At 38.5% G+C, this 23,486-nt stretch carries 15 protein-coding genes; 9 read left to right on the top strand and 6 right to left on the bottom strand.

Annotation, left to right across the window (positions count from 1 at the left end; genetic code table 11):
- Window positions 1-11 precede the first annotated feature (11 nt).
- Complete coding sequence (locus tag KP712_RS05775; protein WP_140449886.1) at window positions 12-1,874, top strand: monovalent cation:proton antiporter-2 (CPA2) family protein; 1,863 nt, start codon at window positions 12-14, stop codon at window positions 1,872-1,874.
- 83 nt (window positions 1,875-1,957) lie between these two features.
- Here the strand turns inward: KP712_RS05775 and tal are convergent, their stop codons facing one another.
- The 4 genes from tal to KP712_RS05755 form a co-directional block, all read right to left on the bottom strand.
- The gene (tal, locus tag KP712_RS05770; RefSeq protein WP_065265422.1) at window positions 1,958-2,911 is read right to left on the bottom strand and encodes a transaldolase; all 954 of its coding nucleotides are present in this window, start codon (window positions 2,909-2,911) and stop codon (window positions 1,958-1,960) included.
- Between the two features lie 123 nt (window positions 2,912-3,034).
- Entirely contained in the window at window positions 3,035-3,901 is an 867-nt protein-coding gene (locus KP712_RS05765; protein WP_215770651.1) for a DUF535 family protein, read from the bottom strand.
- Window positions 3,902-4,059: 158 nt separating this feature from the next.
- Complete coding sequence (gene tkt / locus KP712_RS05760; protein ID WP_065265420.1) at window positions 4,060-6,057, bottom strand: transketolase; 1,998 nt, start codon at window positions 6,055-6,057, stop codon at window positions 4,060-4,062.
- A 111-nt stretch (window positions 6,058-6,168) separates the two neighbouring features.
- A complete protein-coding gene (locus KP712_RS05755; protein ID WP_215770650.1) occupies window positions 6,169-6,807 on the bottom strand; it encodes a YtjB family periplasmic protein in 639 nt (212 codons plus the stop codon).
- A 56-nt stretch (window positions 6,808-6,863) separates the two neighbouring features.
- Between KP712_RS05755 and serB the strand changes: the two genes are divergently transcribed.
- From serB to ispC, 6 genes are all read left to right on the top strand, one after another.
- Window positions 6,864-7,808 carry a phosphoserine phosphatase gene (serB, locus tag KP712_RS05750; RefSeq protein ID WP_215770649.1) on the top strand — a complete coding sequence of 315 codons (945 nt, stop codon included), beginning with the start codon at window positions 6,864-6,866 and terminating at the stop codon, window positions 7,806-7,808.
- Between the two features lie 17 nt (window positions 7,809-7,825).
- Entirely contained in the window at window positions 7,826-8,317 is a 492-nt protein-coding gene (locus KP712_RS05745) for a YajQ family cyclic di-GMP-binding protein (RefSeq protein WP_005629625.1), read from the top strand.
- A gap of 83 nt (window positions 8,318-8,400) precedes the next feature.
- Window positions 8,401-9,282, top strand: coding sequence for an Hsp33 family molecular chaperone HslO (gene hslO, locus KP712_RS05740; RefSeq protein WP_065265417.1), 882 nt, complete (start codon window positions 8,401-8,403; stop codon window positions 9,280-9,282).
- Between the two features lie 173 nt (window positions 9,283-9,455).
- Window positions 9,456-11,072 (top strand): phosphoenolpyruvate carboxykinase (ATP), encoded by a 1,617-nt coding sequence (gene pckA, locus KP712_RS05735; protein ID WP_215770648.1) that lies wholly within the window; start codon window positions 9,456-9,458, stop codon window positions 11,070-11,072.
- 150 nt (window positions 11,073-11,222) lie between these two features.
- Complete coding sequence (gene frr / locus KP712_RS05730) at window positions 11,223-11,780, top strand: ribosome recycling factor (RefSeq protein ID WP_215770647.1); 558 nt, start codon at window positions 11,223-11,225, stop codon at window positions 11,778-11,780.
- A gap of 109 nt (window positions 11,781-11,889) precedes the next feature.
- The gene (gene ispC, locus KP712_RS05725; protein ID WP_215770646.1) at window positions 11,890-13,077 is read left to right on the top strand and encodes a 1-deoxy-D-xylulose-5-phosphate reductoisomerase; all 1,188 of its coding nucleotides are present in this window, start codon (window positions 11,890-11,892) and stop codon (window positions 13,075-13,077) included.
- A 109-nt stretch (window positions 13,078-13,186) separates the two neighbouring features.
- Here ispC and KP712_RS05720 read toward each other — a convergent pair whose 3' ends face one another.
- Complete coding sequence (locus tag KP712_RS05720; RefSeq protein ID WP_215770645.1) at window positions 13,187-17,701, bottom strand: S6 family peptidase; 4,515 nt, start codon at window positions 17,699-17,701, stop codon at window positions 13,187-13,189.
- Window positions 17,702-17,831: 130 nt separating this feature from the next.
- The gene (gss, locus tag KP712_RS05715) at window positions 17,832-19,727 is read right to left on the bottom strand and encodes a bifunctional glutathionylspermidine amidase/synthase (protein ID WP_111407659.1); all 1,896 of its coding nucleotides are present in this window, start codon (window positions 19,725-19,727) and stop codon (window positions 17,832-17,834) included.
- Between the two features lie 228 nt (window positions 19,728-19,955).
- On the opposite strand from gss, the gene yedE reads away from it, so the two are divergent.
- Both yedE and rnr read left to right on the top strand, forming a co-directional pair.
- Window positions 19,956-21,014 carry a YedE family putative selenium transporter gene (yedE, locus tag KP712_RS05710; RefSeq protein ID WP_111407658.1) on the top strand — a complete coding sequence of 353 codons (1,059 nt, stop codon included), beginning with the start codon at window positions 19,956-19,958 and terminating at the stop codon, window positions 21,012-21,014.
- Between the two features lie 103 nt (window positions 21,015-21,117).
- A complete protein-coding gene (gene rnr / locus KP712_RS05705; protein ID WP_111407657.1) occupies window positions 21,118-23,466 on the top strand; it encodes a ribonuclease R in 2,349 nt (782 codons plus the stop codon).
- Window positions 23,467-23,486 lie beyond the last annotated feature (20 nt).

Genomic DNA, 23,486 nt, shown 5'->3' with positions numbered 1-23,486 from the left:
TGTCGAATACTATTGAGCATCTAGCTAACCATGAACTCATCAAAACCGTTATTTTACTCGCTTCCAGTGTAACCATTGTACCACTATTTAAACACCTTGGTCTTGGTAGTGTGTTAGGTTATTTGGTGGCTGGTTGTCTAATTGGGCCTTCTGTATTTGGCATAATTCAAGATCCTGCTGCAGTGGTGCATTTGGCTGAACTTGGTGTGGTAATGTTTTTATTTATTATTGGTCTTGAAATGCACCCTGAACGCCTTTGGGCAATGAGAAAAGCAATTTTTGTACGTGGTTTTTTGCAAGTGGGATGCTGTGGTGCATTACTTACTTTAGCTGGAATTTATTTGCTCGATTTACCGAAAGAAGTCGCGTTTATAGCAGGCATGGGATTTACACTTTCTTCAACTGCTATTGTGATGCAAACTTTGGAAGAACGTTGTATTACCAGCACATCTAAAGGTCAGCGAATTATTTCGACTTTAATTTTTGAAGATATTGCTATTGTACCATTATTGGCATCAGTGGCGTTTCTTGCGCCTCATTCTGAAGAAAGCACTCATACCGATTGGATGTCAATCGGCATCGCATTAGGCGCGGTAATCGGCTTGATTGTTGCGGGTAAATGGTTAATGAATCCGTTATTCCGATTAATTTCTAAAGCACATATTCGCGAGATGATGACAGCAGCCGCTTTATTAGTTGTACTTGGCGCGGCATTAGCCATGGAAATAGGTGGACTTTCAATGGCAATGGGGGCATTTGTAGCGGGCGTTATGCTGTCAGAGTCTTCGTTCCGCCATCAATTAGAAGCGGATATCGAGCCATTTCGTGGTTTATTGCTTGGCCTGTTTTTTATGGGCGTGGGGATGTCATTGGATTTGATGTTAGTGTTTAATCACTGGTTATTACTACTCGGAATTGTATTTCTTTACATTATTGGCAAAGGGCTTTCCGTTTATGTCGTTGCCCGAATCACTCGCTTAGAACATAGAGAAGCAGTAGGAAGAATGTCACTCTTGGCGCACGGTGGTGAATTTGCTTTCGTACTTTTCTCTGCCGCAACAACAGCAGGCGTAATGAGCAACCATGAAAACGCTACTTTTACTGCAGCGGTAATTATTTCCATGTTGTTTTCTCCATTTATTACACAAATTACTCGTAAATTAGCGCAATGTGGAGAGAGAAAATCGGCGACTCAACCAGATACGAGCGATCTGTCGCCTATTGATGATTTAGAAGATAACGTGCTTGTAATTGGTTTTGGGCGTTTTAGCCAGATCGTATGTCAAACATTATTAATCCGTGGCATCAGCGTTTCAGTGATTGATCGTAATATAGAAAATATCCGTGCTGCGGCAAAATTTGGTTTTAAAGTCTATTATGGTGATGGTATTCGTTTGGATGTACTTTACGCCGCTGGAATTGAAAAAGCTAAATGTGTGGTGATTGGTATTAATGATACAGATCGCATTGAAACGATTGTGAGCCAACTTAAAGGGGCTTATCCAAACTTGCCGATTTTAACCCGCACTTATGATAGAAAAACGACCGTGAGCCTAATTAAGCAAGATGTGGACTTTATTGTGCGTGAAACTTTTGAATCCGCCATTGCGCTTAGCCAAGCAACATTGATGAAACTTGGCATTGATAAGATTGAGGCTGATGAAGTCATTAAAGAAGTGCGAGCATTGGATCAAGAACGTCTAAATGAGGAAGTTCTGCATGGTTTTTCTAATGAAATTGTGAAAAAGTATTGGACGCCAAAACCTTTTATTAAACCTCATGCTGATGCTCAGGCTTTAAATGATGAAACGGCAGAATTGTTAATCGATGAGGATGATTTACATCAAGATAGAGAAGAAACAATACAGAAATAATTCATTTTTAATTTCTCAATAAAAAACTCGCCATACATATATGGCGAGTTTTGACATAAAGATATGTTAGCACTTTCATGCAACTAAAGTTTTGCTGAAAGCATGGTTTCCAATTTTTCTTGGTCAACAGCAAATTTGCGAATACCATCTGCTAATTTTTCTACTGCCATCGCATCGCTATTATGTTGCCAATAGAATTCAGCTTCAGTAAGAGGTTGTGGTTTCGCTTTTACTTCGCCTTTGTATTCTAGTTTACGTACAAGTGCGGTTGAATTTTCTTGTAATTCTTTCAGCAATGCCGGTGCAATGGTTAAACGATCGCAACCTGCAAGTTCAGTAATTTCGCCTACATTACGGAAGCTTGCGCCCATCACAACGGTGTTGTAGCCATATTCTTTGTAGTAATTATAGATTTTGGTAACAGAAATAACACCTGGGTCTTCTGCTGGCGCATATTCTTTTTTATCGGAGTTTGCTTTGTACCAGTCTAAAATACGGCCTACGAATGGAGAAATTAAGTAAACGCCTGCTTCTGCACAAGCACGAGCTTGAGCTTCAGAGAATAATAAGGTTAAGTTACAGTTGATGCCTTCTTTTTCAAGGATTTCTGCAGCACGAATTCCTTGCCATGTTGATGCAATTTTGATCAGAATGCGATCATTTGAAATACCAGCAGCATTGTAAAGTGCAATTAATTTACGTGCTTTTTCAACCGTTGCTTGCGTGTCATAAGAAAGACGGGCATCCACTTCAGTAGAAATACGTCCTGGAACGATTTTTAAAATTTCTAAACCAATGTTTACCGCTAATTTATCTTCTGCATCGATGAGTTGTTGGGATTTGTCATTGCTTTGTGCTTTCGCGTAAGAAACAGCTTCGTCAATAAGTGGTGAATATTGTGGTAGGGCAGATGCACTTAAAATTAAAGATGGGTTAGTTGTCGCATCTTGTGGTTGGTATTTTTTTATGGCCTCAATATCGCCAGTATCAGCAACCACAACGGTCATATTACGAAGTGAATCTAATTGAGTTGTCATCAGTCTCTCCTATTCAAATGAAATGGAATAAATAATCTCAGCTACGATAGCATAAATTTATGACGAAAAGGAAAAATTTTTCAATAGAAAAAATAGGTGCAGACATTGATCTGCACGGAAGATTTACATTTGAAGTTTATTTTTAAGTGTGGTTTCAATTTCATCTAACATAGCATAGCGTTTACGATACATTGAGCGTTTTTTACTTGGAACATCGTCTAGGTTTGTATCTCTAATAAGAGGTAACATCCAATAATTTTTTCGTTCACCACCAGCTTCTGAAAATATGGCGTCATAATCAACCACGAAATGTTTACTTTGAACAAAGCGAGACTTATTTTGGTATTTTTGAGGAATACCATAAAGTTTGTCATAGCCTAATATTTTTGTGAGCGATTTCATTATTTCAACCATTAGATAGGCTGGGCGTAATCCGTGGCAAGTTTTAGTGAGTTGTTTTACCATTTCTTTAGCGCCTTCAAAATTTGGGCCTTGCACAACAGCAATAAGCAATGCCTCCTCTAACTTCCCAAATGTGAGTAGATAAACTTCAGCATCAGTGGGTTTATAACGTAACTCTAATGTCCAAAAACCTTCCATGGGTTGGTGATTGCTTAGCATGAATAGCAATTCAAAATCAGGAATAATTTCACCAAAAGAAATGGGGGTTTCCAAAATAGAAGGAGATAGGTTTGATAATTTTTGTGGTACAAATAGAAAATTATCACAAATGGTTGATAAACGTTTTTGGGTATTGAAACGTTTATCTACAAAACGATGAACTAAGGGATAGCTATAATTGGGACGTTGTGTTAGCAAGCTAATCAGAACTGGAGTTTGATTAACGAAGGCTTCAAATTTTTTTATTGTTTGACAATGTAAGAGTGAACGAAGACGATAACGTAAACGTTTTGCTGCATAAGATTTATTAGGTCTATCAGGATAAATCAATTCGGCTTTAGGCCACTGATATAAGGTTGGTACAGTCATGTGGATTCCTTAAAAGTGCGGTCAAAAATAAATGATGAATACCGATCCGCAAAATGCAATGAATTTTGACATAATTTTGGAAATATTGCTATTTGATATGAAGTTTAGGAAAATCAAAAGCGGCCAGTTTTTGCTGACCGCTTTTTATCATGAGGGAATTATAAAATCTCTTTCGCTTTCTCTACCACGTTTTCAACAGTGAAACCAAAGAGTTTGAATAATTGATCAGCAGGTGCTGATTCGCCGAAGCTATTCATGCCTACCACATGACCTTCAAAGCCAACGTATTTATACCAGAAGTCGGCAATACCCGCTTCAATCGCAACACGTTTAGTTACTGCTGCAGGTAATACGCTTTCACGGTACGCTGCATCTTGTTTATCAAAACGGTTAGTGCTTGGCATAGAAACGACACGTACTTTTTTACCTTCACCGGTTAATACATCCGCTGCTTTCACTGCTAATTCCACTTCAGAACCTGTCGCGATGAAAATTAATTCAGGTGTACCTTCGCAGTCTTTTAATACATAAGCGCCACGTTTAACAGCATCTAATTGTGCAGAAGTACGGTCCATTTGTGCAAGATTTTGACGAGTGAAAATTAACGCACTTGGACCATCTTGACGTTCAACCGCTTGTTGCCATGCAATGGCTGATTCCACTTGGTCACATGGGCGCCATGTTTCAAGGTTTGGAATTAAGCGTAGTGATGCAGTTTGTTCCACAGGTTGGTGAGTTGGACCATCTTCACCTAAACCGATAGAGTCGTGAGTATAAACGAATAATGAGCGTTGTTTCATTAATGAAGCCATACGCACCGCATTGTGTGCATATTCGTAGAACATTAAGAAGGTTGCGCCGTAAGGAATGAAACCGCCGTGCAAGGCAATACCGTTCATAATGGCAGACATACCAAATTCACGAACACCGTAGTTGATGTAGTTACCACCTACGTTTTCATGCGCACGAATCGGTTTAGAACCACTCCATAACGTTAAGTTAGAGCTTGCTAAGTCTGCAGAACCACCTAAGAATTCAGGTAACACATGAGCATATGCTTCGATTGCATTTTGTGATGCTTTACGGCTTGCAATACTCGCTGGATTTGCTTGTAATTTTTCAATGAACGCTTTAGATTCTGCCGCCCAGTTTGCTGGTAATTCACCGTTTACACGACGTGTAAATTCTGCGGCAAGTTCTGGATATGCTTTTGCATAAGCAGCAAATTTTTCTTCCCAAGATTTTTCTGCTGCAGCTCCTTTCTCTTTTGCAGACCATTCAGCATAATATTCAGCCGGAATTTCAAATGGTGCGTAATCCCAGTTTAAGGCTTTGCGGGTCAATGCAATTTCTTCATCGCCTAATGGTGCACCGTGACAATCGTGTGACGCTGATTTATTTGGTGAACCGAAACCAATGATCGTTTTACAAATAATTAAAGTCGGTTTTTCTTTTTCTGATTGTGCAAGTACAACAGCCTGACGAATTTGTTCTGCATCATGGCCATCCACATTACGGATTACTTGCCAGCCATAAGCTTCAAAGCGTGCTGCGGTATCATCGCTGAACCAACCATCTACATGACCATCAATTGAAATGTTGTTGTCATCGTAGAATGCGATTAATTTACCTAGGCCTAATGTTCCTGCTAAAGAGCAAGCCTCGTGAGAAATCCCTTCCATTAAACAGCCATCGCCTAAGAACACGTAAGTGTGGTGATCAACGATTTCATGACCTTCACGGTTAAATTGACCTGCTAAGGTTTTCTCAGCAATCGCCATACCCACCGCATTAGTGATACCTTGGCCTAATGGACCTGTTGTGGTTTCAACACCTGGCGCATAACCATATTCTGGGTGACCTGGGGTTTTAGAATGTAATTGACGGAATTGTTTTAAATCTTCGATAGAAAGATCATAGCCAGTTAAATGTAAAAGGCTATAAATCAACATAGAACCATGGCCGTTAGAAAGTACAAAACGATCTCGGTCAGCCCATTTAGGATTGGTCGGATTGTGTTTTAAAAAGTCGCGCCATAATACTTCAGCGATATCCGCCATCCCCATTGGTGCACCTGGGTGACCAGATTTAGCTTTTTGCACAGCATCCATTGATAAGAAACGAATTGCATTGGCTAATTGTCTACGAGTTGCCATTTTGTTCTCCTGTTATAATTCGCTTTGAAAAAATAATCTTGCGCATTCTACCTTATTTCTGAAGGAAATTTAGCAAAAATCCGCACTCAATTTAATAGTTTGTGACAATAATCAAATTCTACGACGACGCTGGTGAAAACGCGTGCTACTCGATTTTACTTTCAAATTTACCGCACTTTTTTTCTCTTTAGATTTGCGGTAAGTCCGTCGATAGTGACTTAAAAAATAATGAATAGAGCTAGCCATCACCGCGCCAAGTAAAAAGACAATAATAAGCTCACCATATAATTGGTGAAAGATCTGATTAATTTTTGATTGGTTAGATTGCGTATATTGGGCATCAATGGTGACACGTAAAAATCCTTTAATGCCGCTTTGCGAGTAAAGTGGCTCTACAATTTGTTGATTGTTTGTATCGGGTGAATTGCCCATTTCGCGACTTTGAGCCAGTAATTTTCCTTCGCCATCATATAAGCTCGCATCTAAAATAAAGTCTTCTTTGACTATTTGATCAAGATTATCCGTTAATTGCTCTGTTTTGGCATTGTTTGTAAGTAAAACTGAAAATAAATTGGCTTGTTGACGAACTAAAATATGTGAGATATTCGCCACTTGGTTTACGCTCGCAAATTGAGAACTCAGCTTAAATTGTTTTACACCAAATAAGATAACGCCAAGTGCAGTTAGGCTTAGCACAATAATCGTTGCAAGCATGGTTGATTTGATTAGTTTTTCTTTAATTATTTGCACTTTTTCAACTCACATCGGTTAAAATCTTTTCAGTCGCCACAATTTACAGGATTTTTATGCAAATTCAACGTTTCAAAAGCATTACACAAAAATACCCACGATTTCCTACCGCACTTTTAGCTAATGAGGATCCTATACAGGATGGTGAACCTTTTATCCTATACGGCACAAAGTTGGACATGACTAAGCTGGAAAAATTTCAACAAAAGTGCGGTCAAAATTTCCAGATTTTTGATGTTTGGATTGTGGAACAAAATATTGTAGCCTTATTGAAAGGCCAGTGGTTTGTTGATTTCGTTAACTTTGCTCATGACCTTGAAGTAGATATTGCTAAATTAGATTTTAGCCCTAAATTGTCTCAAGCTGGGTTGTTGGTGATGGATATGGATTCTACCGCTATTCAAATTGAGTGTATTGATGAAATTGCGAAACTAGCAGGTGTTGGTGAACTTGTTTCTGCGATTACGGAAAGCGCAATGAGAGGTGAATTAGATTTCGAGCAAAGTTTGCGTCGTCGAGTGGGGACATTAAAAGGTGCGCCAGAAAGCATTTTGCAGCAAGTTAGAGAGCATTTACCGCTAATGCCTGGATTAGTTGAAACGATCCAAACCTTACAGAAATATGGTTGGAAAACCGCAATTGCTTCAGGCGGATTTACTTATTTTGCGGATTATTTGAAAGCCTTATTGCAGCTTGATTTTGCTGCATCCAATCAGTTTGATATTGAAGATGGAAAACTCACTGGCTTAGTTAAAGGCGATGTGGTTGATGCCCAATATAAAGCTAAAACATTACAACGTTTGTTAGAGGAATACAGTATTGATTCACAACATTCTATTGCTATTGGTGATGGTGCAAATGATTTGGCAATGATGAACGTAGCTGGGTTAGGTGTTGCGTTTCATGCTAAACCTAAAGTGCAACAACAAGCGCAAATTGTGGTAAACTTCGCCGACTTAACCGCACTTTTATGCCTTTTAAGTGCTAATGATAGAATTTAATAAAATGGGAGAAGACTATGCCATCTTTTGATATTGTTTCTGAAATCACTTTACACGAAGTCCGTAATGCCGTGGAAAATGCCAACCGTGTGCTTAGCACGCGTTATGATTTTCGTGGTGTAGAAGCGGTAATTGAATTAAATGAAAAAAATGAAACGATTAAAATTACCACAGAATCTGATTTCCAACTTGAACAATTAATTGAGATTTTAATTGGATCTTGTATTAAACGTGGTATTGAGCACAGCTCTTTAGATATTCCAGCAGAAAGCGAACACCACGGTAAACTTTATAGTAAAGAAATCAAACTTAAACAGGGGATTGAAACGGAGATGGCGAAGAAAATTACTAAATTAGTAAAAGATTCTAAAATCAAAGTTCAAACTCAAATTCAAGGTGAGCAAGTACGTGTGACAGGTAAGTCACGCGATGACTTACAGGCTGTCATTCAACTTGTTAAAGGCGCTGAATTAGGCCAACCATTCCAATTTAATAATTTTAGAGACTAGGATATAGTTATTGAGGTTTAAACTCATAGAAGTATGCAAAATTACCGCATATTTTTCAATGTATTATCGATGAGAAATAGTTAATGACAGAACAGGAAAAACATATTCAAGACAATGACAAGCTTTACCGTTATCTTTTCCAAAATCGTGCGGTTCGTGGGGAATGGGTTCGCTTAAATAAAACATTCACTGATACATTAAATACCCATCACTATCCGAAAGCAGTACAGGATTTATTGGGTGAAATGATGGTAGCGACTAATTTGCTTACTGCCACACTAAAATTTGACGGCAATATCACCGTACAAATTCAAGGCGATGGTCCATTACGCTTAGCATTAGTAAATGGCAATGATCAACAACAAATCCGCGCCCTTGCTCGAGTGGATGGCAACATCACTGAAAATATGAGTCTGCACAATATGATTGGCAAAGGCGTATTGGTCATTACTATTGCACCAAAAGAAGGAGAACGCTATCAAGGTGTAATTAGCCTGGATAAACCAACGATCACTGAATGCTTAGAAGATTATTTTGTACGCTCAGAACAGCTTCAAACTCAATTAATTATTCGTACTGGAGAATATGAAGGAAAGCCAGTGGCAGCAGGTATGTTATTACAAATTATGCCTGATGGTTCTGGTACACCAGAAGATTTTGAGCATTTAACTACGCTCGCAGCAACAGTAAAAGATGAAGAATTATTTGGTCTCCCTGCAGAAGAGTTACTCTATCGTTTATATCACGAAGAAACCGTCAATCTTTATCCAGCACAAGATGTACAATTTTTCTGTGGCTGCTCTGCAGAGCGTTCTGGTTCTGCATTACTGCTCATCTCCGATGAAGAAATTGACGAAATATTAGCCGAGCATAAAGGCAGTATTGATATGCAATGTGAGTGCTGTGGTACACACTACTTCTTTAATAAAGAAGCAATTGGAAAATTAAAATCAACAAAACTTTAAAAACAATCCCGACGCCATGTCGGGATTTTTGATCTATATCATAAATACACCTAAAAATAGGTAATAAAAAGCCATGATTTTTCAAAAATGAGATCTAGTTAACATTTTTTTGCATTGACATTCTTTAGAATAGGCGACAGTTAAATTTTAATCTTAAATATTAGAGGTGACTTATGACAGACTTAAACAAAGTAGTAAAAGAACTTGAAGCTCTAGGCATTTATGACGTAAAAGAAGTTGTCTACAATCCAAGCTACGAGCAATTGTTCGAAGAAGAAACCAATCCAGGTTTAGGAGGCTTTGAAAAAGGTACTTTAACTACGACTGGTGCAGTAGCTGTAGATACTGGTATCTTCACTGGCCGTTCACCAAAAGATAAATATATCGTGTTAGATGAAAAAACCAGAGATACTGTTTGGTGGACATCTGAAGCAGCGAAAAATGACAACAAACCAATGAACCAAGCTACATGGCAAAGCTTAAAAGACTTGGTAACTAACCAACTTTCTCGTAAACGCTTATTTGTGGTTGATGGTTTCTGTGGCGCTAGCGAACACGACCGTATTGCAGTACGTATTGTAACTGAAGTTGCATGGCAAGCACACTTTGTGAAAAACATGTTTATTCGCCCAACTGAAGAACAACTCAAAAATTTTGAACCAGATTTCGTTGTAATGAACGGTTCTAAAGTAACCAATCCAAACTGGAAAGAACAAGGTTTAAATTCAGAAAACTTCGTTGCTTTCAACTTAACTGAGCGCATTCAATTAATCGGTGGTACTTGGTACGGCGGTGAAATGAAAAAAGGTATGTTCTCAATGATGAACTACTTCCTACCACTTAAAGGTGTAGGTGCAATGCACTGCTCAGCTAACGTTGGTAAAGATGGCGATGTGGCAATCTTCTTCGGCTTATCTGGCACAGGTAAAACAACCCTCTCAACCGATCCAAAACGTGAATTAATCGGTGACGATGAACACGGTTGGGATGATGTTGGTATCTTTAACTTTGAAGGTGGTTGCTATGCGAAAACCATTCACCTTTCAGAAGAAAATGAACCAGATATTTACCGCGCTATCCGTCGCGACGCATTATTAGAAAACGTAGTTGTTCGTGCAGATGGTTCTGTTGATTTCGATGATGGTTCAAAAACAGAAAATACTCGCGTGTCTTACCCAATTTATCACATCGATAATATTGTAAAACCAGTTTCTCGTGCTGGTCACGCAACTAAAGTTATTTTCTTAACAGCAGATGCATTTGGCGTATTACCACCAGTATCTAAATTGACACCAGAACAAACTAAATACTACTTCTTATCTGGTTTCACTGCGAAATTAGCAGGTACTGAACGTGGTATTACTGAACCAACTCCAACTTTCTCAGCATGTTTCGGTGCTGCGTTCTTAACGCTTCATCCAACTCAATATGCAGAAGTGTTAGTAAAACGTATGCAAGCAGCAGGCGCTGAAGCTTACTTAGTGAATACTGGTTGGAATGGCACAGGCAAACGTATCTCAATCAAAGATACTCGCGGAATCATTGATGCAATCTTAGATGGCTCAATTGAAAAAGCTGAAATGGGCGAATTGCCAATCTTCAACTTAGCAATTCCTAAAGCATTACCAGGTGTAGATTCTGCAATCCTAGATCCTCGTGATACTTACGCAGATAAAGCACAATGGCAATCAAAAGCTGAAGACTTAGCAGGTCGTTTTGTGAAAAACTTTGTTAAATATGCCACTAACGAAGAAGGCAAAGCTTTAATTGCAGCTGGCCCTAAAGCGTAATTAAAAATACTAAAAATATTAACCGCACTTTGGGTGACTGAAGTGCGGTCATTTTTTATCTGTTTTTAAGCTGATAAATGTATTCAAAAATTGACAAAAATCCAGTAAAATCACTGCGTTTTAACTTTCGTCAATTAAAAGGACAATGCAATGCTTAACCAAATTAAAAAAGATACTCAAGATCGTATGGAAAAAAGCCTTGAAGCATTAAAAAGCCATATTTCGAAAATCCGTACCGGTCGTGCACAACCGAGTTTACTTGATGCAATTCAAGTTGAATATTATGGTGCAGCAACTCCACTTCGCCAATTAGCAAACGTAGTGGCAGAAGATGCGCGTACTTTAGCTGTAACTGTTTTTGATCGTTCTTTAATCTCAGCGGTAGAAAAAGCAATTTTAACCTCAGATTTAGGTTTAAATCCATCTTCAGCGGGTACCACAATCCGTGTTCCGCTTCCTCCATTAACAGAAGAACGCCGTCGCGATTTAATCAAAATTGTGAAAGGCGAAGGTGAACAAGGTAAAGTTGCGGTTCGTAATGTGCGTCGTGATGCGAATGATAAAATCAAAGCATTATTAAAAGACAAAGAAATCAGCGAAAACGAACAACATAAAGCAGAAGAAGAAATCCAAAAAATCACAGATATTTACATTAAAAAAGTAGATGAAGTATTAGCGGATAAAGAAAAAGAATTAATGGATTTCTAATCATCAAAAATGCGAAAGGCAGACAGTTTTGTCTGCCTTTATTTTATTAGGTATGCGGATTTAGACGTAGCAATAAAAATATAATCAACAAAAGTGCGGTAAAGATTCTATGCAAAAACAAAACATTGTCATTCTTGGTTCAACGGGATCAATCGGTAAGAGCACACTTTCTGTTATCGAAAATAACCCTCAGAAATATCATGCATTTGCACTCGTCGGCGGAAAAAATGTAGAAGCAATGTTTGAACAATGCATAAAATTCCGACCGCACTTTGCGGCTCTTGATGATGTAAATGCGGCTAAAATTTTACGTGAGAAATTAATTGCGTATCATATTCCAACGGAAGTATTAGCCGGACAACAAGCTATTTGTGAACTTGCAGCACATCCAGATGCCGATCAGATAATGGCATCTATTGTTGGTGCTGCAGGATTGTTACCAACTCTTTCAGCGGTTAAAGCGGGTAAACGGGTATTACTGGCAAATAAAGAATCATTGGTAACCTGCGGACAGCTTTTTATTGATGCCGTAAAAAACTATGGTGCGAAGCTTTTACCAGTAGATAGTGAACATAATGCTATTTTTCAATCATTACCGCCAGAAGCACAAGAAAAAATTGGTTTTTGCCCACTTTCTGAATTAGGTGTAAGTAAAATTATACTCACTGGGTCTGGCGGGCCATTCCGTTACACGTCACTCGAACAATTCACCAACATCACACCAGAACAAGCGGTTGCACACCCTAATTGGTCTATGGGTAAAAAAATCTCTGTCGATTCAGCTACCATGATGAATAAAGGCTTAGAATACATTGAGGCTCGTTGGCTTTTCAACGCAAGTGCGGAAGAAATGGAAGTCATTATTCATCCACAATCAATTATTCATTCTATGGTACGTTATGTTGACGGATCAGTGATTGCTCAAATGGGAAATCCAGATATGCGTACACCAATTGCAGAAACTATGGCATATCCTCACCGCACTTTTGCAGGAGTAGAACCTCTCGATTTCTTTAAAATCAAAGAACTGACGTTTATTGAACCTGATTTTAATCGCTATCCAAATTTAAAACTGGCTATTGATGCCTTTGCTGCGGGTCAATATGCGACAACAGCAATGAATGCAGCTAATGAAATTGCCGTACAAGCATTTTTAGATCGTCAAATTAGTTTTATGGATATTGCAAAAATTAATGAGCGTACTATTGAGAAGATTACACCGCAAACTATTCAATATGTTGAGGATGTATTGGAAGTTGATCATTTAGCGAGAAAGATTGCTGCAGAACTAATATAAAAGTGTGATGTTGCGTTTATATTCTTATTATGGATAGAGTTTGTTTATTACTAATAAAAAAGTACGGCAAAATATAGCCGTACTTTTTTTATTTACTTACTAGATAATGCTACCAAGTAAAACCGACCTTTAATGAAGCAAATTTCTGTGGTGCGACATCAGAGCCCTTAAGCATTCCAATATTCGTGCTTATATTCCACTGTTTCATTTGAGCATTAAAACCAAGTTCATGAGTAAAATAACGTCCGAATTGTTGTTTTAATGCAACATCATTGACACTTAATATACCATCAAGGGCAAGTTTTTGTTGAGTGGCATCATAGTAGTTGCTTGAGAAACTTGGGGTGAATTTTACACCATTTATATCAAACGTTTTATCTAACATTACACCAGCACGGTAAGTGGTTAAATGTAAGGGTTTACTGTTGATATTCGCGCCTGCTAATTGGTAGTTTGTGGTAGATAGACGGTAATAGCGCATACCAATTGAAGGTATGACATTAATTCCCCAGTCTAGAGAAACTCCAATATTTCCGCCTGCACTCAAAATATTACGGTGGAACGTTTTGTTTTCTTCGTCAAATTTTACATTGTTACGGCTGCGTCCATAACCTAAGTCAAAACTTGCAAAGACACCATTATTCCACTCGCCTTTAACAAAACCATTTATGCCTGTTAGTCGGCTTGTACCCGATACATTTTCATCAAACTCATTATTCGCACGAGAATGAGAAAGCACCGCACCAATTTGCATATTCGAATTTAATGTCTGAGCGACGCCAACTTGAGTCAATGTTAAATTTTGCTTATATGGACGATTATAGTCGGAACGATAAGTTCTCTGACTAGCTTCCGTATTCACCCAAACATTCGATTTATCTTGGCTTAATAAATGACGCTCTAAATTTCGTCCAATTTGTAATACCGAATTAACGTTTGCAGAAAGCTCTGATAAAGCCGTATTGGAATAACGACTGATTAATTGAGCCTGTACAGGTATTGCCACATTTTTAGGTATCTCACCTAAGAAATGATTAATATCACCTAAAGTTGTATAAGTATCTTCAAGCGCATTAACGAGAGAATGTATAGCTTGATCCAAATTTTCTTGCGCAAAATGAACCGCACTTTCATCACTAGATGCTTTAGCATGTTCTAATGCTTGTTGAGCAAACTCTACTTGCTCAATATTTGCATCAAGCTCCGCTTCAAAAGCCGCTAGATCACTATCATTTGCGACTTTAGCAACTTTTCGACATACATCAGATGAAAGCCCTTGGGCTGTGCAAAGTTTTTGCGCTTGCGCAATTTTATTTGCATAACCCACTTGTAAACGATTTAATTCTGCTTGCAAATTACCTTGTTGAGATGAAAGTGAATTAACTTCATTTTTTATCGAATTAACACCATTAAGTACCGAAGATACTTGTTGCGTATAATAATTTGCTTGAGAATTAAGGTTGCGATATTCATTACGTTGATTTTCTAATTTAGACTTATATTGCGTAAATTGCTCATATAATCGTCGACGTTTAATAAAACGGATACGAGGCGTACGATTGTATTCATTAAAAGCATTATCAATTTGATTATTGGTTTGGTTTATATCTGAAAGCAATCGTGCAACATGTGATTTATAAGTATTTTCTTTTGCTTTCACATCCTCGTATTGAGCATTTAATCGATTTAGCTCTTGTTGTTTTTGATTAAGTAATTGGTGCACTTTCTCAAATTCACGCTGACTATTTGCAATAAGTTGCTCGTTACCTTGAAAAGACTGTTCAGCCTCACGCAATGGGTTATATAGTCGATAGTCATTGTTGCGATTAGCTAGAATATAACGATATGCCCCTAAATCAATATAACCATTTTCAAGCGCAAAGCGAGCTTGCCCTATTCGCTGATTTGGATGATTTAATTTAACAAGGCTTAATGGATTTACTTCATTAGGTTCTTTACCCGTATTTTTTACAGAAAGGATATAAGAACCCGAGGCAAGCCCATTTACTGTAATATGATCGCCTCTACGTTCCGCCACATTCGTTAAGAAACGGAAGTGACCATTCCCTGTCAATTTGCCATTAATTGTTAACTCATTAAATTGAATCCAACCACGATAGTTTTTATTTACATCATCATAATTGGCATTTAATGTGATCTGGCTATTAGGTAAAAGCTCTAAATTTCCTACTGTACTATTTCCGTTGAGTGACCACTGGCTATTAGGTTGTAAGTAAATTTGTGTCGTAGGGGCTGCATTAATACGCCCAACTAAATGCGCTTTACCTAAATTAAGCTGGCTATTATTTTTTAAATCAATGTTACCGAATACAACTGTAACAGGCATACTATTAAAAGCTAAATGCCCTAAAGTCTTATTCTCAGAACAAGCTGTGTAACCTGTATAAGATGCACGAATGCATTCATTGGATTTACCTTGGGTAAAACCTAGCTGAATTTGGGCTTGATGTCGAGCGTTGAAATTTCCTTCTAGTAAGCTTACATTACGACTACTTTCTAGTTTTGCATTGCCTGAAACATTAAATTCACGCGCTTTGAATTGGCGATTAATCCAACTATTTTCATCTATAACTTCTTTTTTGTTTAAATGATCATAAGCGTGAGGAGTAGGAATGCCTGAAAGTACTAAGTGCCCTGCTGATACGTTTAAATTACCATTTAAATTCGTACCGCCGTTCAATACAAGCACACTATTGTAATAGTTAGGGTTGTAATTAAACGTTAACGCACCGTTATAACGTTGAGAATCATACTCGCCAAGGAAACCACTAAACGTATCTAAACGTTTTTTCGAATTTTCTTTTTCGACCGCGTTTCTTATAACTTTTTGTTTGTCGTTACCTAAAAATTCCCAATCATTGGCGGTTGTCATATCCAAAGGGAAATAAGCTCGAGGATTTTTCCCATCTTTTAGACGGAAATAATCTAATCGGTTATTTCTGTGGATGTTTTTATATTCATAAAGCGCAAATGAAGTGGTTGGTTCCTCTCCCCACTTTACCCATTCTATGTTTTGAGCTGTTACATCATTACGACCAATTACATTAATTTCAGCGGCGTAAGTGCGGTGATTATTGACAATTTTTGCACCGTCATCAGTATTTTGAATACGATGAAAAGTAAGCGAATTTCCATTAACATCTAATCGCCCACCTCGGAAACCAAAGTAAATATTGTCTGGATTGACCTGCTTATTATTGGCAAGAATAACCGTTCCTCGGCCACTTGTTATCCCAACTTGATTAAAAGCTTGCTGCTGTCCATTAAACGGCTTTTGATCAAGTACTACAGTTCCATCGCCTACACTAATATCACCTAGGTTTTTGCCTTGCCCATCAATATAAAGTGTGCCTGAACCTAATTTTGAAAGGCGGTCATTAATAGGATTTTTTACACGCCAATGAACTGTTTTATCACCGTTGACGACAATTCCCGCTCCTAGCCAAGTCGTATCATTATTTTCTGCGCGAACAATGGCATTTTGATTGAAGTATAAAGCCCCCGCACCTTGGTTAATACTATCTTTAAGGATTAGAGTTGAACCATCACCACCTTGGAAATGAATAGTCTTACCGTTATCTAAAGAAGGGCGTTGCGTATTTTGATCTAATGATTTTTTAGATGAACTTTCTAATGCTAAATGAATATTTTCAGTACCATTTTTTAATACACTATCGCCATTACCTAAATTCCACCATTGAATCTCTTTGGCACGAAATGGAATCTGAATCTCATCGTTCTGAAAAGCTTGTGCTATGACATCAGGTTGAATAATCGTATAAATGTTCTCTGTGCGATCATAATTTGCAAAAGTAGATAACACCGCTGCTAATACCCAGCGTTTCTCTTTAGCATCATAAGCAAATAGTGGTGAGCCACTATCACCAGGCAAACCATAAGTTGCTAATCCATCATAAATATCACCATTGAATAACACCCAATTATCCATTGATGAGCGCGGTGTAAGTGGTATACCACCTGTAAGATAGTTGTATGCTGAGGTTAAAGACGTTTTTTCCTTGCCATCTTTACTTCTTAAATATTGACGTCCAGAACCTACTCGTACAAAGTACGGATAACGATTTTTATCTAAAAAAGCGCCATTATGTGGCCCTGTTTTTTTAGCATTATCAAAAGCAATATTATTTAGAGGTATCGGTGCAACTTCGGTCACTAATTTATGTAACCGAGGGGCGTGAAAATCCAATCTGCTATGATTATTTCGCTCTGTAATAAGATAATTAAAATAATGACTATCTGAATTATTGCCACTATCACCAAATTGTACAGAACCATAACCTGAGTTATGTTTTACACTGGCGATATACTGAGGATTAAACAAGGTTGCAATACCACTTACCCTATTTGCCACATGTAAATCAGGCATAGGTAAATTAGGTAATACAGTTGCAATCTTCTGACCTTGTTTATTAAAAACGGGAATATTGCTAGAACCGACTGAAAATTGTCCTTTATTTTCAGCAAAATCGCGGAAGAATTGGTAGTCCACATCATTACGGACCATTGAGGCTTGCGCGTAAGAATTCGCAAAAGCAAGACTTAATGCCAAAAGTGTTGGACGAAACAAATTGATTTGATGCATTATGGTTGCCTTATAACTTATAAATAGAAAAATATAAATTCGAGTAAAGTGCGGTAAAAATTCCGTAAATCTTTAAAAATTAGATCCGTTAATTTTACCCTATTTTCGTAGGTAATGCACGGTAACCTGATTATTTCTTTTGTCCAAAAAATACTTTATCCTTCAACACCCTCAAAGGCTGCATATCACTATTTCCCATGATGACACGACTCGAATCAGAACGTAGGCAAGTGCCACCATAATGCCCTCCCACGGTAAAAGTACAGATTTGCAAATATTGATCTTCCACTTGCGGTAAGCACCAAAGCTGTTGATAAATACTATCTTGCTGACCAAACTGCCCATCGGTTGTATCCAGCGTAGAATTATTTTCACCAATCAATTTAACATTATCACCTCGACGACCTGCAATTGGTTTTTGTGCGTAGCCGTTTTGGATTAAATTTGGTGTGAGATGAAAACTTGCCTCTAATAAATAACGATGATTAGGGAATAAAGACCAAAGCACAGGCAAAATCGCCTTATTACTTGGAATTGCCGTCCAAAGTGGTTCATAAACCAACACTTCTGGGCGAAGTAGTACATCAATTAACCGTACTTTATCTTCAGGATAACCAGTGCGAATAGGTGGTGCGACTTCCATTCCTGTTGCATCTTCACGAAGTTGTTCCAGCATAGTTTCCCACGCCCATGTTTTCCAAACGGTTTGAACTTGGTTATTTTCATCATCAATCAGGCGACCACGATTATCCCAATGCAATCCTTCTGTGCCGTGAATAATTTTAGCTTGAAATCCCGCTTGTACCAATGCTTGTTGCATAAACATAGCGTGGTAATCTTCTTCATCATCGTGATCTTGCAAAATATGAACTAATTTTGAGGCTTGACTATGTTGCCAACAATCAGCTAACGCATTACGTAAACCATCGGATGGATTTTCCCCCAATACGCCACCAGCTTGTTTTGCCCAACGATTCATAATATCGCCTGCCTCAGCATGGCAAGAAGCTGAATCTGCATTATATTCATAGACTTTCAAACCTCGTTTACTCATACAAAAATCTAAACGACCTGTAATCGTCTGATAACGGCGATTTTGCCAAGAAAGCCTTAAGCGTGGCCAAAGGAGTTTCGGAATATTGAAATACTGCAACAGATTATCATCTTTAAGTACCTTGTCTGTCGCATGCAAATACATTAAATGCAGTTCATTAGTGGCGTGAATTAATTCCTGTTGAGCACTTTCAGACATAGCAAAATAGCGATATTGATCAGAATGGCTCACTTTATGTCCGCTCATTGCCTTAATATATGCTGCATCAAATGGCTCATTTTCATTTAACCATTTCCCATTAAATTGACCGTGATTGTCAACATGATGAGCTTGTAACCGAAGTGCGGTGGATTTTGGGAAAGGTTGGGGTTCTGAAAATTCAGTATCGTTTGTTTGAATCATCCAGCCAAGAATTTTAGTATCATCAAAAGTATCTTGTAGAAAATAACCTTGTTCTGAAACAATCATCGGCAATTCACGCGTCCATTGCTGACCACTTGGCAAGCGGGAATGAATTACATTTTGCTCGGCGATTCTAACGCTATCAGGCAACACCTCGGTGATAATTGCCACATGCCCCGTGTGTTTAAATTCTCCCCCTTCTTGCCAAATTAATAAGGAACCTGCTTGAGGTTTACGTTTACAACCATTAGAAAATGCCTGCAAGGGCAACAAGGCATCGTTCACCACTTGGCGTAAAAAACGTAAAGAAAAGATCTCGTACGCCATACCAACATCGGCAAACACAACGCCATGATTGAGATATAAATAACGACGTGCAAATTCCACACACTGCCATTTATAGCCCATATATTCTCGCCCTAGATAACTCCGAAATGCAGCATCATTCGGGAACTCTTTATCATCTGCAGTATTGTAATCTGAGGAATAAATTGCCACGCCACCAGGTGCATATCCAAGCAAGCTACCAAAAGGATCGTGGGTAATGATATTGGCTGAACGTTCTGTCATAGTATCTTCCGAGTAAAAAATGAACGTAGTTAGTATAGATCTTTTATTTTCATTACGGAAATCAATAAAAATTTTACCGCACTTTTTTCGTGGCAAATTTTTGATTTATCTCATCTTTTCATCAAAACATTCTTTACCATTTAACTTCTTAGATTAAAATGAACGTGCTTTTCGAGTATTCGAGAGTACACAATTTAGTTTAACTTTAGATATCACAAGGGTTTCATTATGAAAGGATCAAAATGGCCTGTGGTTGCAGGTGCTGCACTTGGTATCATCGCTCCACTACTTACTTATAGCGGAAATCCTGGTAATATGGGATTCTGCGCAGCCTGTTTCTTACGCGATACAGCTGGCTCCATTGGCTTACATCAAGCCGCTCCACTTCAATATATTCGCCCAGAACTCATCGGATTAATTTTCGGTGCATTAGTGAGTGCGTTATTTGCAAAAGAATTCCGTGCTCGTGGTGGTTCATCGCCATTCATTCGCTTAATTTTAGGGGCATTTGCCATGATTGGTGCACTAACATTCTTAGGCTGCCCATGGCGGGCATATTTGCGTTTAGGCGGTGGCGATTTATCTGCAATTGCCGGTATTGTCGGTTTATTTGTCGGTGTACTAGGTGGAATTTTCTTTAGTAATCGAGGATTTTCTCTCGGCAAATCAAAAGAACAAGCTCCCATCAGTGGATGGATTTCTGTCATTATTGCGGGTTTATTACTTATTGGTGTTATCACACAATTTAGTTTTGGCGAAGGCTTACCCCTTTATTTCTCACAAAAAGGCCCTGGCACACAACATGCATTTTGGGCATTATCTTTAGCAGGCGGGCTAATCATAGGCGTATTAATGCAAAAATCACGTTTCTGCTCAATTGGCGCATTCCGTAATTTTATTCTATTCCGTGATTCTTCGTTATTGAACGGTGTCATCGCTTTAGTGGTATTTGCTACTATTACCAATGCTTTACTTGGTCAATTCCATTTAGGGTTTGAACAACAACCTGGTGCACATAATCAATATCTTTGGAACTTCCTCGGCATGGCTCTTTGCGGATTATGCTTCTCCCTTGGCGGTGGTTGTCCTGGCAAACATTTAGTTCATCTTGGTGAAGGCGATAATGACTCCGCTATTTTTGTACTTGGTATGCTTTTAGGTGCAGCCGCTGCACATCGCTTAAGCCTTGCTGCTTCAGGCTCTGGCATTGGTGAATTCACGCCTTATGCTTTAGTTCTTGGATTTATATTCTGCGCCTATATTGGCTTTACAAAAAAATCGGCTTAACTCACTTTCTATCTGCACTCATCACGAGTGCAGATTTTCTTTTCCTTGCATTATCCCCCTTACAGTGTCAAACTCTCCGCACTTTTTAAAACTGTAAAAAATAATGACAAAAAAACGTAAAAACTTAATCAACCAAGATCCGCATTACAAACGAGAATTGGAAAAATACGGCAATCCAATCCCGAGCCGTGAATTCATTTTAAGCGTTATTCGAGACAATAATGCACCGATGAATCGGGATGAAATTTTGACCGCACTTTCCATTCGAAATGAAGATCAAATAGAAGCGATGCGTCGCCGGTTACGAGCGATGGAAAATGACGGACAATTAGTGTTCACCAAACGTAAACGCTATGCCTTACCAGAAAAATTAGATTTATTTAAAGGCACGGTAATTGGTCATCGCGAAGGTTTCGGTTTTTTACAGGTCGATGGCAAAAAAGATGATTTATTCATTCCGAACCATCAAATGCAAAAAGTCATGCATGGAGATTTTGTCTTAGCGCAACCTGCAGGTTTAGATCGTCGTGGTCGACGTGAAGTGCGAATTGTGCGCGTATTAGAAAGTCGTAAAAAACAAATTGTGGGCCGTTTTTTCTTAGAAAACGGTTTTAGCTATGTAGTGCCTGATGACAACAGAATTGGCCGAGATATTCTCGTGCCAAATGAACATCGTAATGGCGCTCGCATGGGACAAGTTGTCGTTGTCGAATTGCAAGAACGCTCTGCCAGTTTTAACCAGCCAATTGGCGTGATCACTGAAATTCTAGGCGATAATATGGCGAAAGGAATGGAAGTGGAAATCGCCTTGCGTAACCACGATATTCCCCATAAGTTTCCAAGTACGGTGGAAAAATATGTAAAAAAATTCACTGAAGAAGTCCCTGAAGAAGCAAAAAAAGGTCGTGTGGATTTACGCAATTTATCGCTTGTGACCATTGATGGTGAAGATGCTCGCGATTTTGACGATGCTGTTTATTGTGAAAAACATGGCAAAGGCTGGAAACTTTGGGTAGCGATTGCAGATGTCAGTTATTACGTACGTTTACGTTCCGCTTTGGATGTAGAAGCGCATAATCGTGGTAACTCGGTCTATTTTCCGAACCGAGTTGTACCAATGCTACCTGAAATTTTATCAAACGGCTTATGCTCTCTTAACCCACAAGTGGATCGTTTGTGTATGGTGTGTGAGATGCAAATTTCTGCCAAAGGTAAGCTCACAGATTATCGCTTTTATGAAGCGGTGATGAATTCTCACGCCCGCCTCACTTATACCAAAGTAGCAAAAATGCTTGAAGGCAATGAAGAATTACGCGCTCGTTATTCTACGCTTGTGCCTCATTTGGAAGCTCTTTATAAACTCTATCAAGCTTTGCTTGGTGCGCGTCATCAACGTGGTGCGATCGATTTTGAAACCATTGAAACTAAGTTTATTTTCAATGCAATGGGGAGAATTGAGCGCATTGAACCCGTTGTTCGAAATGATGCCCACAAAATCATTGAGGAATGTATGATTCTTGCGAATATCGCAGCAGCCAATTTTATGGAAAAACATAAAGAGCCTGCGTTATATCGTATTCATGCCACCCCGAGCGAAGAAAAATTAACATCTTTCCGCACTTTCTTAAGTGAGTTTGGTTTAACTTTAGAAGGCGGATTAAAACCAACCACAAAAGACTATGCTGCGCTCTTAGAAAAAGTTAAAGAACGACCTGATCATGAACTTATTCAAACAATGTTGCTACGTTCATTAAGCCAAGCTGTCTATCATGCTGATAATATTGGGCACTTTGGTTTGGCTTTGGAAGAGTATGCACACTTTACTTCGCCAATTCGCCGTTATCCAGACTTAACACTTCATCGAGGCATCAAGTATTTACTCGCTAAAGAACAAGGAGCAAAACGTAAAACAACTGATACTGGCGGTTATCATTACTCTTTTGATGAAATGGATTTACTTGGCAATCACTGTTCAATGACGGAACGCCGTGCTGACGACGCAACTCGTGAAGTGGCAGATTGGTTGAAATGCGAATATATGCAAGATCATGTTGGCGGTGAATTTAGCGGTGTTATTTCATCTGTGACTGGATTTGGTTTATTTGTACGCTTAGATGACTTATTCATCGATGGTTTAGTCCATATTTCCACCTTAGAAAACGATTATTACCAATTCGATGCAACAAAACAGCGTTTAATTGGAGAAAATAGCGGAATACAATATCGCTTAGGCGATAAAGTTCGCATCAAAGTTGAAGCAGTACATTTAGAAAATAAAATGGTCGATTTCTCGCTGATGGGGAGTGAACGTAAACCTCGTCGAGCTGGAAAAACCGCGAAAGAAAAAGCCAAGAAAGTCTTTAAAGAGCTACCGTCTAAAGCATCCAAAAAACGGAAAAGTGCGGTAAAAAAGAAAGAAGTTTCGAAGAAAACATCTAGAAAACGAAAATAATTCACTTCCTATTTTAAGAA

The sequence above is a fragment of the Haemophilus sp. SZY H68 genome (assembly GCF_018829685.1).
GTDB classification, from domain to species: Bacteria; Pseudomonadota; Gammaproteobacteria; order Enterobacterales; family Pasteurellaceae; genus Haemophilus; species Haemophilus haemolyticus_K.
This window is presented reverse-complemented; position numbering and strand designations above follow the sequence as displayed.

Coding starts and splice junctions, on each gene's coding strand:
- tal (WP_065265422.1), bottom strand. CDS start 2,911: ATGACAACTCAATTAGATTCACTTCGTAATATGACCGTTGTGGTTGCT.
- KP712_RS05765 (WP_215770651.1), bottom strand. CDS start 3,901: ATGACTGTACCAACCTTATATCAGTGGCCTAAAGCCGAATTGATTTAT.
- tkt (WP_065265420.1), bottom strand. CDS start 6,057: ATGGCAACTCGTAGACAATTAGCCAATGCAATTCGTTTCTTATCAATG.
- serB (WP_215770649.1), top strand. CDS start 6,864: ATGCAAATTCAACGTTTCAAAAGCATTACACAAAAATACCCACGATTT.
- KP712_RS05745 (WP_005629625.1), top strand. CDS start 7,826: ATGCCATCTTTTGATATTGTTTCTGAAATCACTTTACACGAAGTCCGT.
- hslO (WP_065265417.1), top strand. CDS start 8,401: ATGACAGAACAGGAAAAACATATTCAAGACAATGACAAGCTTTACCGT.
- pckA (WP_215770648.1), top strand. CDS start 9,456: ATGACAGACTTAAACAAAGTAGTAAAAGAACTTGAAGCTCTAGGCATT.
- frr (WP_215770647.1), top strand. CDS start 11,223: ATGCTTAACCAAATTAAAAAAGATACTCAAGATCGTATGGAAAAAAGC.
- ispC (WP_215770646.1), top strand. CDS start 11,890: ATGCAAAAACAAAACATTGTCATTCTTGGTTCAACGGGATCAATCGGT.
- KP712_RS05720 (WP_215770645.1), bottom strand. CDS start 17,701: ATGCATCAAATCAATTTGTTTCGTCCAACACTTTTGGCATTAAGTCTT.
- gss (WP_111407659.1), bottom strand. CDS start 19,727: ATGACAGAACGTTCAGCCAATATCATTACCCACGATCCTTTTGGTAGC.
- yedE (WP_111407658.1), top strand. CDS start 19,956: ATGAAAGGATCAAAATGGCCTGTGGTTGCAGGTGCTGCACTTGGTATC.
- rnr (WP_111407657.1), top strand. CDS start 21,118: ATGACAAAAAAACGTAAAAACTTAATCAACCAAGATCCGCATTACAAA.